We start from the raw sequence: 13836 nt of genomic DNA on the forward strand, positions 1-13836 counted from the left end.
CCCGATCGAACGATCGCCGCCTCAGCCGCCCATCAGCATTCGCCACTGGGCGAGGTCGGCGGCCCGGTACACGTAGTTGGAACGCTTGACCTCGGACAGCGAAGCGCTCGGCTCCGCCGAATACCAGTGCCCGGGAAAAACCGTCGGGTCACCGGGCAGGGTCGCGAGTTGGCGCAGGCTGCGGTACATCTCGTCGGAGTCGCCGCCGGGAAAGTCGGTCCGGCCGCAGCCCTCCAGGAAAAGGGTGTCACCGGCCACGAGACGCCCGTCGAGCAGGAAGCACTGGCTGCCCGGCGTGTGGCCCGGGGTGTGCAGCAACTCGATCTCGATGTCGCCGACGCTGACCTTGTCGTGATTCTCGTGGGCGGTGAGGTCGCCGAGGCCGATCCCGGTGACTCGCGAAACCCATTGCGCCTCATGGGTATTGACGTGTACGGGAACCGCTTTGCGGTCCAGCAGTTCGGCCAGGCCCTGCAGCGAGAAGCCCATCATCGATCCGCCCACATGGTCGGGATGGTGATGGGTCACCAGCACCCCGGACAGGCGCATGCCGTCGGACTCCAGCGTGTCGAGGAGATCGCCGGCGGCGTATGCCGGGTCGACCACCACGCAGTCGCCCGTCTGGCGGTCCCCGATCAGGTAGGCGAAGTTGCGCATCTGGGTCGCGAACATGTCGCCGGCGGCGAAGTCGCGACCGGCGAGCAGTTGGCGAAAGTACAGCCGATCCGTTGACACGTCACCAGCCTAGGGTGTGCTCGTCCGGGGTCCGCGGCGCCGCCGCGTACGGCCCCGAACACCGCCCGCGAGCAGCGGTTGGGCCGATGCGCAGTGGGTATTGTTGCCCCATGATCAAGAAGGTCGAGATCGAGGTCGACGTCGATCTGATTGACGAAGCGGTACGCCGCTTCCATCTGGCCGACGCCCGCGAGGCCGTCAATCTCGCCTTGCGCACTCTGCTCACCGAGGCTGACACCGGCGAACCAGGCGAGGAGTACGACGAATTCAGCGACCTCAGGGCTTGGCAGCCCCGCCGGGGCGGCGACGGGGCCCCGTGAAGCCCGTGGTTTGGTCCGGCTGCGAGCCAGGCTGTACCCTCTTTTAGGCCCGCGGCATCGCCGGATTCGGGTGAACGGCCCCCTTAGCTCAGTCGGTAGAGCGTTTCCATGGTAAGGAAAAGGTCAACGGTTCGATTCCGTTAGGGGGCTCGGCGGACGCCGAGCAGGCGTGGCGGCCCCGACCCCAAAAGGGGTGGCCAGAGGCGATGTAGCTCAGTCGGTTAGAGCGAACGACTCATAATCGTTAGGTCGCCGGTTCGAGTCCGGCCATCGCTACAACACAACACTGCACACTTTGAGAGATTTGAGAGAGAACCGTCATGGCTTCCAGTACCGACGTGCGGCCGAAGATCACTTTGGCATGCGAGGTGTGCAAGCACCGTAACTACATCACCAAGAAGAACCGCCGCAACGATCCGGACCGGATGGAGCTGAAGAAGTTCTGCCCGAACTGCGGCAAGCACCAGGCGCACCGCGAGACGCGCTAGCGGCGACCCGCGACCGTTTATTCGCCATCGACTAGGTAGATTCCAGCCGTGCCGTTATCCGAAAGCATCGTCGGGATGCATTACCGCTATCCCGACCATTACGAGGTGGAGCGGGAGAAGATCCGCGAACACGCCGTCGCCGTGCAAAACGACGACGCGGCGTTCCTCGAGGAGAAGGCGGCGGCTGAGCTGGGCTACGACGGTCTGCTCGCCCCCCTGACGTTCATCTGTGTGTTCGGCTACCAGGCGCAGACGGCGTTCTTCAAGTACGCGAATGTTGCTGTCCAGGACGCGCAGATCGTTCAGGTCGACCAGGTGCTGAAGTTCAACGCGCCGATCGTCGCGGGCGACAGGCTGTACTGCGACGTCTACGTGGACTCGATGCGGATATCGCACGGCACCCAGATCATCGTGACAAAGAACGTCATCACCAACGAAGCCGGTGATGTCGTGCAGGAGACCTACACGACCCTGGCGGGTCGTGCGGGTGATGATGGAGACGAGGGATTTTCTGATGCCACTGCGTGAGTTCAGCTCCGTGAAGGTGGGCGACCAGCTCCCCGAGAAGACCTACCCGCTGACCCGGCAGGACCTGGTCAACTACGCGGGAGTCTCGGGGGACCTGAACCCGATCCACTGGGACGACGAGATGGCCAAGGTTGTCGGACTGGACACCGCGATTGCGCACGGCATGCTGACCATGGGCATCGGCGGCGGCTACGTCACCTCATGGATCGGTGACCCCGGCGCGGTCACCGAGTACAACGTGCGGTTCACCGCCGTGGTGCCAGTGCCCAACGACGGCAAGGGCGCCGAGCTCGTCTTCAGCGGCCGTGTCAAGTCGGTCGACCCGGAGACCAAATCGGTGACGATCGCGCTGACCGCCACCACCGGCGGGAAGAAGATCTTCGGCAGGGCGATCGCGTCCGCAACCCTCGCATAGGTACATGGCGCTCAAAACAGACATCAGGGGAATGATCTGGCGCTACCCGGACTACTTCGTGGTGGGGCGGGAGCAACTTCGGCAGTTCGCGCAGGCTGTCAAGGATCGCCACCCGGCCCACTACGACGAGGGCGCGGCCGCCGCGCTCGGGCATGAGGCAATCCTGGCGCCGCTGACCTTCGCGACCATCTTCGCCAAGCTGGTCCAGCTGGACTTCTTCCGGCATGTCGACATCGGCATGGAGACGTTGGTGATCGTCCAGGTCGACCAGCGTTTCGTGTTTGCCAAGCCGATCAAGGCCGGCGACAAGCTGTGGGCCCGGATGGACATCGTGTCGGTGGACGAGCGTTTCGGCGCCGACATCGTGGTCACCAAGAACATCTGCGTCAACGATCGGGGTGAGCTGGTCTTGGAGGCCTACACCACGTTGATGAGCCAGTACGCCGAGCAGTCGGAGAACCTGCGTTGGGACCCGGACTCCGGCCAGGTCGTTCGAACGGCGTAATTAGTATCTGGGTGCGGCGTCGATGTACACTCGGACCTCGGGGTTTTCCCAGCCGCAGCGCGCTTTCCGTGAGTCGAAAGAACGGGGAGCGCGCGTGTCATGTAAGCCCCGGCAGGTAAGCGCAGGTTGGCCTGCCAACCGCGAAGGGGCGTAGCTCAACTGGCAGAGCAGCGGTCTCCAAAACCGCAGGTTGCAGGTTCAAGTCCTGTCGCCCCTGCTGAACGCGAGGTCTGGCGACGATGCGGGCCGGAACGGCCGGAGGAGGAGCCGGACATTGGAACGTCTGGCGACGATGCGGGCCGGAACGGCCGGAGGAGGAGCCGGACATTGGAAAATGCGTGCCATGGTGGACACTGGAATGGTGCCCCCCGCCACGGGGACGTCCCGCGGGATACTAGCAAACTAAGGAGCATGCGGTGAGCGACGAAGGCGACGCAGCCAACGACGCCACAAGCGACGGCGCCGACAGGGAGGACGGCCGGGCTAGCGGCGGTCGGACCGCTGTGGTGACGCGGCCGCAGCGCCCCACCGGCAAGCGGTCCCGGCAGCGCGCGGCGGAGGCAGCCGAGGACGGCGACGTGGCGTCGGCGGACGAGGCCGAGGTCGCCAGGGAGTCCAAGGCAACCAAGGGCGGCAAGGCCAAGAAGGCGAAAAAACCGAAGAAGCCCGGGGACCGTTCGGCCAACCCGTTCGTCTTCGTCTACAACTACCTCAAGCAGGTGGTTGCGGAGATGCGGAAGGTTATCTGGCCCAACCGCAAGCAGATGCTCACGTACACGTCGGTCGTGCTGACGTTCCTGGCCTTCATGGTGGCGCTGGTCGGCCTCGCGGATTTCGGCCTCACCAAGCTGGTGCTGCTGGTGTTCGGCTGAGCGAGAAGATAGAGAGGACTGAAAACCGTGACTACCTTCGACGGTGACACGTCCGCGGGTGAAGCGGTCGACGTGGAAGAGCGCACCGAGGACGCTGAGACCACTGAAACCTCAGCGGCCGAGGCCCCCGAGGAGTCGACCGAAGAGGTCGACCCGGCGGCCGCGCTCAAGGCGGAGCTGCGCAGCAAGCCGGGCGACTGGTACGTGATCCACTCGTACGCGGGCTACGAGAACAAGGTCAAAGCCAACCTCGAGACGCGCGTGCAGAACCTGGACGTCGGCGACTACATCTTCCAGGTCGAGGTGCCCACCGAAGAGGTCACCGAGATCAAGAACGGCCAGCGCAAGCAGGTCAACCGCAAGGTGCTGCCCGGCTACATCCTGGTGCGCATGGACCTGACCGACGACTCGTGGGCCGCGGTGCGCAACACGCCGGGCGTCACCGGGTTCGTCGGCGCGACGTCGCGGCCGTCGGCCCTGACCCTCGACGACGTGGTGAAGTTCCTGCTGCCGCGCGGGGCGGCCAAGAAGGCCGCCAAGGGCGCGGCCGCCGCCGCCACCACCGCCGAGGCCGGCGGGCTGGAGCGCCCGGCCATCGAGGTCGACTACGAAGTCGGCGAGTCGGTGACGGTGATGGACGGTCCGTTCGCGACGTTGCCCGCGACCATCAGCGAGGTCAACGGCGAACAGCAGAAGCTCAAGGTGCTGGTGTCGATCTTCGGCCGCGAGACGCCCGTGGAATTGACCTTCAGCCAAGTGTCGAAGATTTAGAACGTTAGCTAGGAAGGAACACCAACACCCATGGCCCCGAAGAAGAAGGTCGCCGGGCTGATCAAGCTGCAGATCGTGGCCGGGCAGGCCAACCCCGCCCCGCCGGTGGGACCCGCGCTCGGCCAGCACGGCGTCAACATCATGGAGTTCTGCAAGGCCTACAACGCGGCCACGGAGAACCAGCGCGGCCAGGTCATCCCGGTGGAGATCACGGTCTACGAGGACCGCAGCTTCACCTTCGCGCTGAAGACGCCGCCCGCCGCCAAGCTGCTGCTCAAGGCCGCCGGCGTGGGCAAGGGCTCGGCCGAGCCGCACAAGACCAAGGTCGCCAAGGTCACCTGGGACCAGGTCCGTGAGATCGCCGAGACCAAGAAGACCGATCTCAACGCCAACGACATCGACGCGGCCGCCAAGATCATCGCCGGCACCGCCCGGTCGATGGGGATCACCGTCGAGTAGTTCGACACCCCAACCGTGGGAGGGCCAGCTTCGGCCCGCTGCTTAACCACGACCCAACACCAGATTGGACGAATCAATGAGCAAGAACAGCAAGGCATACCGCGCCGCCGCCGAGAAGGTGGACCGCGACAACCTGTACAGCCCGCTGGAGGCGGCCAAGCTCGCCAAGGAGACCGCGTCGGCCAAGCAGGACGCGACGGTCGAGGTGGCGATCCGGCTCGGGGTCGACCCGCGCAAGGCGGACCAGATGGTCCGCGGCACGGTCAACCTGCCGCACGGCACCGGCAAGACCGCCCGAGTCGCGGTGTTCGCGGTGGGTGACAAAGCCGAACAGGCGCAGGCCGCCGGCGCGGACATCGTCGGCAGCGACGACCTGATCGAGAAGATCCAGGGCGGGTTCCTGGACTTCGACGCCGCGATCGCGACGCCCGACCAGATGGCCAAGGTCGGCCGCATCGCCCGCGTGCTGGGGCCCCGCGGCCTGATGCCGAACCCCAAGACCGGCACCGTCACCCCGGACGTCGCCAAGGCCGTGGCCGACATCAAGGGCGGCAAGATCAACTTCCGCATCGACAAGCAGGCCAACCTGCACTTCGTCATCGGCAAGGCGTCCTTCGACGAGAAGGCCCTCGCGGAGAACTACGGCGCCGCGCTCGACGAGGTGCTGCGGCTCAAGCCGTCCGCCTCCAAGGGCCGCTACCTGAAGAAGATCACCGTGTCCACGACCACGGGCCCGGGCATCCCGGTGGACCCGTCGGTCACCCGCAACTTCGCAGAGGCCTGATTTCCCTCCGCGATCAGACGCAAACTCGCGCAAATATCGCCTGCGAGATGCGATTTCGCGTCTGCTCGCGGGGTTAGCCGGCGCACTCGGCGATGCGCCGCCGCAGGAACTGGCGGCCCGGCTCGGAGCCGTTGACTTCCAGCGCTTTCCGGTACCAGACGACGGCGTCGGCCGGCCTGCCCGCGCGGCGGAGCAGGTCGGCGCGCACCGTCGCGACCAGATTGGAGCGTCCCAGCCGGGGATCGTCCGCGGCCTCGTCCAGGGCGGCGAGGCCGGCATCGGGACCGTCGCGGAAACCGACCGCCAGGGCGCGGTTCGCGCGCACCACCGGTGAGTCGGTCAGCCCCAGCAGCCGGTCGTAGGCCGCGCAGATGGTGCCCCAGTCGGTCTGCTCCCAGGACGGCGCCGTCGCGTGCAGCGCGGCGATGACCGCCTGCGGCAGGTAGGGCCCCGGCGAACCCTCGGCCCGGCGGAGCCGCTCCATGCCGCGCGCGATGCGCCCGCGATCCCACCGGCGGCGGTCCTGCTCCTCGAGCGGCACCAGCATGCCGGCGTCGTCGACCCGGGTGGCCCGCCGCGAATCGTGCAGCAGCATCAGGGCGGCCAGGGCGTGTGCCTCGGGCTCGTGCGGCATCAGCGCGCACAGCTCGCCGGCCAGCCGGATCCCTTCGTCGCACAGTTCGTCGCGGATCGCCGACGGGCCCGCCGTGGACCAATACCCCTCGGTGAACACCGAGTAGACGCACCCCAGCACGTGCGGGGTCCGCTCGGGCAGCAGCCCGGCGGGCGGCACCCGCAGCGGGATGTTCGCGTGGCGGATCTTGTTCTTGGCGCGCGTGATCCGCTGGCCGATCGCCGCGTCGGTCTGCAGCAGTGCGCGGGCGATCTCGGCGACCGTCAAGCCCGACACCAGCCGCAGGGTGAGCGCCAGTTGGGATTGGCGGTCCAGGGCGGGGTGGGCGCAGGTGAACATCATCCGCAGCTCGTCGTCGCGGACGGGAGACGGGTCGGTGTGATCGGTGCGCGCCCGGATTTCGTCGATCACGGCCGCCAATTCCTTTCCGGGACGGGCAGATTCGCGGCGCAGCCGATCGCGCGCCCGATTGCGTGCGACGGTCACCAGCCACCCGCCTGGATTGTCCGGCGGGCCGTCGCGTTCCCAGCTTCCAAGCGCCTCGGCGCAGGCTTCCTGGACGGCGTCCTCCGCGACGGTGAGGTCGCCGGACCACCGCGCGAGCGCGGCGACTGCGGGCCCCCATTCCCGCCGGAAGACGCCGTCCAGGTCGGACATCGCGAGTGCTTTACAGTCCCGAGACTCCGGCCAGCTGCCGCACCTGCACGGTCGAGGCGGGGATCATCGACGCCACCTTGACCGCCTCGTCGCGGTCCGCGGCGGCGAGCAGGTAGACCCCGGTCGCGATCTCGGCGCCTTCCACGTACGGCCCGTCGGTGACGAGCACCTCGCCGTCACGCACCCGCACGGTCGTGGCGGTGGACCTGTCGTGCAGCGCTGCGCCGCCGATGATGTGGTCGCCGGCGGCGGCGTGCAGATCCGCATGGCGGGCGGCCACGGCCTCCCACTCCGGGGTGCCCGGGGTGTGCGCCGACGCCGGCGGCTCCAGCAGCAGGGCCAGCCAGTCGTTGCCGGTGAGCTCGCGGGACGGTTCGATCGCGTGGACCACCGGCCACACTTCCACGGCCCCGAACTGGGCGACCGGGATGTCGCGCGCCAGGGCCAGCGCCTCGTCGAGGTTCTCCGCCTCGAACACGTAGTAGCCGCAGGCCACCTCGGCGGACTCGGCGAAGGGGCCGTCGGTCGTGATCGGCGCGTCCGGGCCGCCGGTGATGACCGTCGCGCCCGCGGCGGGGGCCAGCGCGTCGCCGGCCTTGATCGCCGCGCCGGCTTTGGCGTGGAAGTCTTCGAATGCCGCCATCGCGGCGGCCGCGTCGTCGGGCGTGCGGTCTTGCTCCTTGCTGATCAACAAGGCGAAGTACTGCATGTGTCGTCACCTCCGGGTAGCGAGCGAAACCGGCTGTTTCACTCTCTACCTCTTTGACGAACGGCGCGCGGACGATCCGACAACGCGAGCCGGGCTAGGCCCGGACTATTTCGCGGCCCCCGGCTTCAGATAGGTCACCAGGCTCACGTCGAGCGCCTCGTCGGTGAAGTAGTGCTCGCACCCGCGCAGGTACTTGATGTAGCGGTTGTAAACCTCTTCGGAGGTGACCTCGATGGCTTTGTCCTTGTTCGCCTCGAGGTTGTCGCCCCAGATGTGCAGCGTCTTGATGTAGTGCGGACGCAGCGAAAGAGGCTCGGGCACAACGAAACCCGCCTTCTCGCCGTGGTCGACCATCATTTGGGTGGACGGCAGCCGGCCACCCGGGAAGATCTCGGTGATGATGAATTTGATGAACCGGGCCGTCTCGAACGTCAGCTTCTTGCCGCGGGCGGCCAGGTCGTACGGGTGGAAGCTGACGCTGCTCTGTACGGTCATCCGGCCGTCGTCGGGCATGATGTCGAACGTCCGCTTGAAGAAGTCGTCGTAGTTCTCGTGCCCGAAGTGCTCGAAGGCCTCGATCGACACGATCCGGTCGACGGGCTCGTTGAAGTCCTCCCAGTTCTGCAGCCGCACCTCACGCGAGCGGTCGCTGTCGATCGACGACAGCACCTCCGCACACCGGGCGTGCTGGTTCTTCGACAGCGTCAGGCCGATCACGTTGACGTCGAACCGCTCGACCGCGCGCTTCATCGTGGTGCCCCAGCCGCAGCCGATGTCCAGCAGGGTCATGCCCGGCTTGAGGTCCAGCTTGTCCAGGTTCAGGTCGATCTTGGCGTACTGCGCCTCTTCCAGCGTCATGTCGTCGCGCTCGAAGTAGGCGCAGCTGTAGGTCCGGGTCGGGTCTTGGAACAAGGCGAAGAAGTCGTCGGAGACGTCGTAGTGCGCCTGGATGTCCTCGGGAGCCGTCCGAATCTTCGTGGGGCTAGCCGGTTGATCAGCCATTTTCGTCTTGTTCTCCTGGATGAAGTTCACTGCGGATGACGGGCGCACTTGCCTCGGGATGTGACGTGCAACGATACCGAACTTTACTTTTGCAGCGTGAATTGGTTGCAGTCGATGTAGCCCATCCGGAAGGCCTTGGCACACCCGGTCAGGTACCTCATGTAGCGGTCGTACACCTCTTCGGACTGGATCCTGATGGCGTCGTCCCTGTGGGCCTGCAGCGCGCCGGCCCACAGGTCGAGCGTCCGGGCGAAGTCGGACCGCAGCGACTGGACCCGGGTCACCTCGAACCCGGCCCGCGCCGAGTGCTCCTCGATGGTCTCGATCATCGGCAGCCGACCGCCCGGGAAGATGTCGGTCACGATGAACCGGATGAACTTGGCGACCTCCATCGTCAGCGGCAGGCCGCGCTCGATGACCTGTCTCGCGTGCAATCCGGTGATCGAGTGCAGCACCATCACCCCGTCGCGGGGCAGGGCGGTGTGGGCGAATTTGAAGAAATCGTCGTAGCGGTGGAAGCCGAAGTGCTCCAGCGCCTCGACGGTGACGATGCGATCCACCGGCTCGCTGAAGTCGGCCCAGTCGCACAGCAGCGCCCGCCGCGACCGGCGGGTGTCCATCCCGTCGAGCGCTTCCCGGCAATAGGCGTACTGATTCCTGGACAGGGTCAGCCCGACCACATTGACGTCGTAGCGCTCGACCGCGCGTTTCAACATCGACCCCCAACCGCAGCCGACGTCGAGCAAGGTCATCCCGGGCTCGAGCCCGAGCTTGCCCAGGGTCAGGTCGAGCTTGGCCAGCTGCGCTTCCTGCAAGGTCATGTCCTCGCGGGGGAAATACGCGCAGCTGTAGGTGCGACTCGGATCCTGGAAGAGCGCAAAGAATTCGTTGGAAAGGTCGTAGTGCGCCCGCACGTCGTCCAGGTTGGATCGCGTACGAACAGCGCCGGCCGGGTTGTCAGACATCTGTCCTCCCGAGGGGACGGCACCACTGAGAGGTGGCCATCCGCGCGGGACCCTACTCGCCGGGCCCCGAAAACGGGGCATTTGCGCGCGTGTGGGCCGGAGTTTTTGCGCCCGGCGCTATTTGGTGAGCGTGTACTGGGCCACGCTGGAGATGCCCTTGCGGAAAAGGCCCGCGCAGCCGGTCAGATAGCGCATGAAGCGCTCGTACACCTCTTCGGACTGGATGGCGATCGCGCGCTCGCGATTGGCCTCCAGATTGGCCGCCCAGATCTCCAGCGTCCGCGCGTAATGCGGCCGCAGATATTCGATCTGCTCGACCGAGAAGCCGCTGGCTTTCGCATTGTCGACGATGTCGGGCTCGCCGCACATCTGGCCGCCGGGAAAGATCTCCTTACCGAGGAAATGGAAGAAACGCAGATCCGACATCGTGATCGGGATGCCGCGCTCCTTCCACTGCGACTGCGGATACGTGAAGATGCTGTGCATCATCATCCGGCTGTCGTCGGGGAGCGTCTTGTAGGCCCAGTCCCAGAACGCCGGCCAGCGTTCCTTCTTGAACGCGTCGAAGGCCTCGAAGCTGATGATCCGGTCGACCTGCTCGTCGAACTCTTCCCAGCCCTGCAGCCGGGCCTCGGCGCGGCGCGTCGTGGGGATCGCGGCCAGCCGGGCCTTGGTGCGCGCGTAGTGGTTGCGGCTCAGCGTGATGCCGATGACGTTCACGTCGTATTTCTCCAGCGCCCGGACCACGGCCCCGCCCCAGCCGCACCCGACATCGAGCACCGTCATCCCCGGCTCGAGGTTCAGCTTGCCCAGGCCCAGATCGAGCTTGGCGAGCTGCGCCTGTTCCAGCGTCATGTCGTCGTTCTGGAAATAGGCGCAGGTGTACACCATGTTCGGGTCGAGAAACAGCGCGAAGAAGTCGTCTGAAATGTCGTAGGTTGCCTGCGACTCTTCGTAATACGGCTTCAGCTTGGCCATTGGTGGACCCACCTCCTTCGACAACCGTACAACCCCCCGACATGGACTGAGATCGCAGGGGAAGCGTTTCTTTCGAGTGTTTTCGGCTCAGCTCGTTTCGGCGAAGTTGCTCGTCAGCACGCCGATCACCTGGTCCCACAACTGCTGTGGCAGATCATGTCCCATCCCGTCGAATAACACCAATCGGGCGCCGTCGATGGCCCTGGCCACCGCGCGCCCGCCGAAGGGCCGCATCAGCTTGTCGGCCCGGCCGTGGATCACCACGGTGGGCGCGACCGTCCGCCGGTTGTAGGGCCGCAGGCTGCCGCTGCCCAGCACGGCGTCGAAATGCCGGGCGACGCCCCACGGATAGAAGCTTCGCTCGTAGCTTTCGATGGCCTCGGCCCGAAGCTGTTCCTCGGGAGCCAGGTAGCGCGGGCTGCCGATGATCTTGCTCACCCGGACGGCGTTGTCGATGATGACCTCGCGCGGCGAGCTCGGCGGGGGGCCCTTGATGAGCGCCAACAGCTGGCGGGGACCGGGCGGCGGCAAAAACGCCGCGTTGTTGCTGGAGAAGATGACCCCGAGTGTCCTGGTCCGCTCGCGAAACCGCGCGGCGAAGATCTGGGCGATCATGCCGCCCATGGACGCGCCCACGATGTGCGCGCCCTCGATGCCCAGGTGATCCAGCACCGCCGCCGCGTCGTCGGCCATGTCCTCGAGCTTGTAGCCCGCCTCGCTCGGCAGGCCGAGAAAGGAGCGGGCCAATCGCGTCACGAGCGGCTGCCCCGAGCCGGCGCGCTGCGTCTTGCTCGACAGGCCGACGTCCCGGTTGTCGTAGCGGATGACGCGCAACCCGTGGCCCACCAACCGCTCGCAGAAGGCGGTGCGCCAGAGCACCAGCTGGGCGCCCAGGCCCATGATCAGCAGCACGGGCGGGTCGTCGATGTCGCCCATGTCCTCGTAGTACAGCTTCAGGTCGCCCTGAGGATCAAAGACCGTGGCGTGCCCGGTGCGGATCTCCATCGAGTGCCCTACACCTCCAGGTCGGGCTGGTGCTCGCGGCTGACCTCGACCATGAAGTTCGCGAAGTAGCCGGTCAGCTGCGGATCGGACATCATCTGCCATTTGGGCGCGAGCAGCTTCATGTACCGCTCGACGTAGAGGAATTGCTTGCCGATCAGCACCAGCTCGCGGGGCAGCTTGACGTCGTAGGCGTCGGCGAGCGACGAGAGCTGCCGCCCGATGTCGGCGTAGGACATGTCGCCCAGAGTCGACATGGTCAGCGGGGTGGCGAACTTCTCCAGGTCCTTGGCGGCCTGGGCCTCGGGCTTCATGGTGCCCACGGCGCCCATCAGCACGACGATCTTGCCCGCCGCGGCGTGGTCCTTCTTGACCAGCAGCGCGTACACCAGCTCGCGCAGCAGCCAGCGGGTGCGCGGGTCGATGCGGCCCATGATCCCGAAGTCGAAGAACACGATGCGGCCCGCGTCGTCGACGTACAGGTTGCCCGCGTGCAGGTCGCCGTGGAACAGCCCGTGCCGCAGCCCGCCCTCGAACAGCGAGAACAGCAGCGCCTTCACCAGCTCGGTGCCGTCGAACCCGGCCTTGCGGATCGCGGCGACGTCGTCGATGCGGATGCCGTGCACCCGTTCCATCGTCAGCACCCGCTCGGAGGTGAAGTCCCAGTGCACCTGCGGCACCCGGATGCCCTGGCCCAGCGGTGATGCGTGCAGGTGCGAGACCCACGCGTCCATCGACTGCGCCTCGAGCCGGAAGTTCAGCTCCTCGGCCAGGTTGTCGGAGAAGTCGGCGACCACGTCCTGTGCCGAGAGCCGGCGGCCCAGCTTGGCCAGCTCCACGGCCTGGGCGAAGCGCTTGAGGATCTGCAGGTCGGCGGCGACCCGGCGGCGGATGCCCGGCCGCTGGATCTTGACGACGACGTCCTCGCCGGTGTGCAGGGTCGCGTAGTGCACCTGGGCGATGGACGCCGACGCGAACGGCGTCTCCTCCCACTTGGCGAACAGGTCGGCGGGGTCGCCGCCGAGCTCCTCGACGAGCAGCTTGTGCACCTCGTCGGTGTCGGCGGGCGGCACCCGGTCGAGCAGGCCGCGGAATTCGCGGGACAGCGATTCGCCGAATGCGCCGGGGCTGGACGCGATGATCTGCCCGAATTTCACGTACGTGGGGCCGAGGTCGGCGAAGGTCTGCGGCAGCTGCTTGACCACCTTCTGCTGCCACGGCCCCCTGCCCGGCAGCTTGGTGATGACGCGAGCGGCGGTGCGAGTGACCTGCCAACCCGTGACCACCATCCGGGCCGCTTCGACCGGCAGCGGCACCCGGTCAAGCCTGGCCACCTCTCGATGCTTGGCGGAACTCATCCCAGCAGTCTGCCAAATCGGCGCTGGCAAGTCCCAATCCTCTAGGCCGGCCTCCAGGGTTGCACCCAGCCCTGGATCGCCCAGCCCTCGAGCGCCGCGATCAGCTCGTACATGGTGGCGCCGTCGATGGATTCGCGGATGATGTCGGCGTGCCCGGCGTGCCGGGCCAGCTCGTTGATCACGTGCAGGACCACCCAGCGCACCGACCAGGCCTCCTGGTCCCTGGGGAACCAGGGGATGTCCTTCGGGACGGGCACCGCCGCGTCGAGGTCCGCGGTCTCCACCAGCCGCAGCGACGCCGCGTTCTGTTCTCTGAAGGCCGCCAGCAGCCCGTCCAGCGTCTCGTCCGGCCGCATCACGTGCTGGTCCGCGAACTCCTGCGCGATCCGCTCGAACGGTCGGGTGTCCTTGGGCGGTGCGTCGGGCGCCGCGGCGACCCGCGCCATCCAGCTGCGCTGCATCCCGGTGGCGTGCTTGACCAGCCCGCCGATGGACAGCGCGCTGACCGACGGGGTGGACCGGGCCTGTTCGTCGGTCAGGCCGTAGGACACCGCGAAGTAGGCGCTCTGGTGATACGCCAGGTATTCGCGCAGGGCGCTTCGTTCGTCGGCCGCGGGCCGGGCAAGAGCGGGCATTACCGGATATTAGGTCCCC

18 protein-coding genes and 3 tRNA genes are annotated in these 13836 nt (G+C 66.8%); 12 read left to right on the forward strand and 9 right to left on the reverse strand.

Annotated elements, in window-relative coordinates; all coding sequences use genetic code 11:
- Positions 1 to 21: 21 nt before the first annotated feature.
- Positions 22 to 735 (reverse strand): MBL fold metallo-hydrolase, encoded by a 714-nt coding sequence (locus tag BST44_RS07570; protein WP_083176255.1) that lies wholly within the window; start codon positions 733 to 735, stop codon positions 22 to 24.
- Between the two features lie 110 nt (positions 736 to 845).
- Here BST44_RS07570 and BST44_RS07575 point away from each other — a divergent pair, with 110 nt between their 5' ends.
- The 12 genes from BST44_RS07575 (at position 846) to rplA (ending at position 5877) form a co-directional block, all read left to right on the forward strand.
- Entirely contained in the window at positions 846 to 1055 is a 210-nt protein-coding gene (locus BST44_RS07575; RefSeq protein ID WP_007167775.1) for a type II toxin-antitoxin system VapB family antitoxin, read from the forward strand.
- A 77-nt stretch (positions 1056 to 1132) separates the two neighbouring features.
- Positions 1133 to 1205: transfer RNA gene (locus BST44_RS07580), tRNA-Thr, on the forward strand.
- A gap of 52 nt (positions 1206 to 1257) precedes the next feature.
- Positions 1258 to 1331, forward strand: a tRNA-Met gene (locus BST44_RS07585).
- Between the two features lie 44 nt (positions 1332 to 1375).
- Entirely contained in the window at positions 1376 to 1543 is a 168-nt protein-coding gene (gene rpmG / locus BST44_RS07590) for a 50S ribosomal protein L33 (protein WP_007167776.1), read from the forward strand.
- A 48-nt stretch (positions 1544 to 1591) separates the two neighbouring features.
- Entirely contained in the window at positions 1592 to 2071 is a 480-nt protein-coding gene (gene hadA / locus BST44_RS07595) for a (3R)-hydroxyacyl-ACP dehydratase subunit HadA (RefSeq protein ID WP_083176257.1), read from the forward strand.
- On the forward strand, positions 2058 to 2486 hold the full coding sequence (gene hadB / locus BST44_RS07600) for a (3R)-hydroxyacyl-ACP dehydratase subunit HadB (RefSeq protein WP_065442249.1): 429 nt from the start codon (positions 2058 to 2060) through the stop codon (positions 2484 to 2486). Before hadA ends, hadB begins: the two co-directional genes overlap by 14 nt.
- 4 nt (positions 2487 to 2490) lie before the next feature.
- The gene (hadC, locus tag BST44_RS07605; protein WP_083176259.1) at positions 2491 to 2991 is read left to right on the forward strand and encodes a (3R)-hydroxyacyl-ACP dehydratase subunit HadC; all 501 of its coding nucleotides are present in this window, start codon (positions 2491 to 2493) and stop codon (positions 2989 to 2991) included.
- Positions 2992 to 3135: 144 nt separating this feature from the next.
- Positions 3136 to 3208, forward strand: a tRNA-Trp gene (locus tag BST44_RS07610).
- A 199-nt stretch (positions 3209 to 3407) separates the two neighbouring features.
- Positions 3408 to 3863: a preprotein translocase subunit SecE gene (secE, locus tag BST44_RS07615; protein ID WP_083176261.1), complete on the forward strand. Its 456-nt coding sequence runs from the start codon at positions 3408 to 3410 to the stop codon at positions 3861 to 3863.
- 27 nt (positions 3864 to 3890) lie between these two features.
- On the forward strand, positions 3891 to 4634 hold the full coding sequence (nusG, locus tag BST44_RS07620; RefSeq protein ID WP_083176263.1) for a transcription termination/antitermination protein NusG: 744 nt from the start codon (positions 3891 to 3893) through the stop codon (positions 4632 to 4634).
- 30 nt (positions 4635 to 4664) lie between these two features.
- Complete coding sequence (gene rplK, locus BST44_RS07625) at positions 4665 to 5093, forward strand: 50S ribosomal protein L11 (protein ID WP_068087268.1); 429 nt, start codon at positions 4665 to 4667, stop codon at positions 5091 to 5093.
- 76 nt (positions 5094 to 5169) lie between these two features.
- Positions 5170 to 5877 carry a 50S ribosomal protein L1 gene (gene rplA, locus BST44_RS07630; RefSeq protein ID WP_073878352.1) on the forward strand — a complete coding sequence of 236 codons (708 nt, stop codon included), beginning with the start codon at positions 5170 to 5172 and terminating at the stop codon, positions 5875 to 5877.
- A 73-nt stretch (positions 5878 to 5950) separates the two neighbouring features.
- Here the strand turns inward: rplA and BST44_RS07635 are convergent, their stop codons facing one another.
- The 8 genes from BST44_RS07635 to BST44_RS07670 all read right to left on the reverse strand — a co-directional run bounded on the left by BST44_RS07635 (position 5951) and on the right by BST44_RS07670 (position 13817).
- Positions 5951 to 7168, reverse strand: a complete 1218-nt coding sequence (locus BST44_RS07635; RefSeq protein ID WP_083176265.1) for an RNA polymerase sigma factor — start codon at positions 7166 to 7168, stop codon at positions 5951 to 5953.
- A 10-nt stretch (positions 7169 to 7178) separates the two neighbouring features.
- Positions 7179 to 7877, reverse strand: coding sequence for a YciI family protein (locus BST44_RS07640; protein ID WP_083176267.1), 699 nt, complete (start codon positions 7875 to 7877; stop codon positions 7179 to 7181).
- A gap of 105 nt (positions 7878 to 7982) precedes the next feature.
- Positions 7983 to 8879 carry a hydroxymycolate synthase MmaA4 gene (gene mmaA4, locus BST44_RS07645; protein WP_083176389.1) on the reverse strand — a complete coding sequence of 299 codons (897 nt, stop codon included), beginning with the start codon at positions 8877 to 8879 and terminating at the stop codon, positions 7983 to 7985.
- Positions 8880 to 8962: 83 nt separating this feature from the next.
- A complete protein-coding gene (locus BST44_RS07650; protein WP_083176269.1) occupies positions 8963 to 9844 on the reverse strand; it encodes a cyclopropane mycolic acid synthase family methyltransferase in 882 nt (293 codons plus the stop codon).
- Between the two features lie 117 nt (positions 9845 to 9961).
- Positions 9962 to 10822, reverse strand: a complete 861-nt coding sequence (locus tag BST44_RS07655; protein ID WP_083176271.1) for a cyclopropane mycolic acid synthase family methyltransferase — start codon at positions 10820 to 10822, stop codon at positions 9962 to 9964.
- An 87-nt stretch (positions 10823 to 10909) separates the two neighbouring features.
- Positions 10910 to 11827, reverse strand: a complete 918-nt coding sequence (locus BST44_RS07660) for an alpha/beta fold hydrolase (protein WP_083176273.1) — start codon at positions 11825 to 11827, stop codon at positions 10910 to 10912.
- A gap of 8 nt (positions 11828 to 11835) precedes the next feature.
- Positions 11836 to 13182 (reverse strand): ABC1 kinase family protein, encoded by a 1347-nt coding sequence (locus BST44_RS07665; RefSeq protein ID WP_142274393.1) that lies wholly within the window; start codon positions 13180 to 13182, stop codon positions 11836 to 11838.
- A 41-nt stretch (positions 13183 to 13223) separates the two neighbouring features.
- On the reverse strand, positions 13224 to 13817 hold the full coding sequence (locus BST44_RS07670) for a DinB family protein (protein ID WP_083176275.1): 594 nt from the start codon (positions 13815 to 13817) through the stop codon (positions 13224 to 13226).
- Positions 13818 to 13836 lie beyond the last annotated feature (19 nt).

Origin of the sequence: Mycobacterium scrofulaceum (assembly GCF_002086735.1) — a bacterium.
Classification (GTDB): Bacteria; Actinomycetota; Actinomycetes; order Mycobacteriales; family Mycobacteriaceae; genus Mycobacterium; species Mycobacterium scrofulaceum.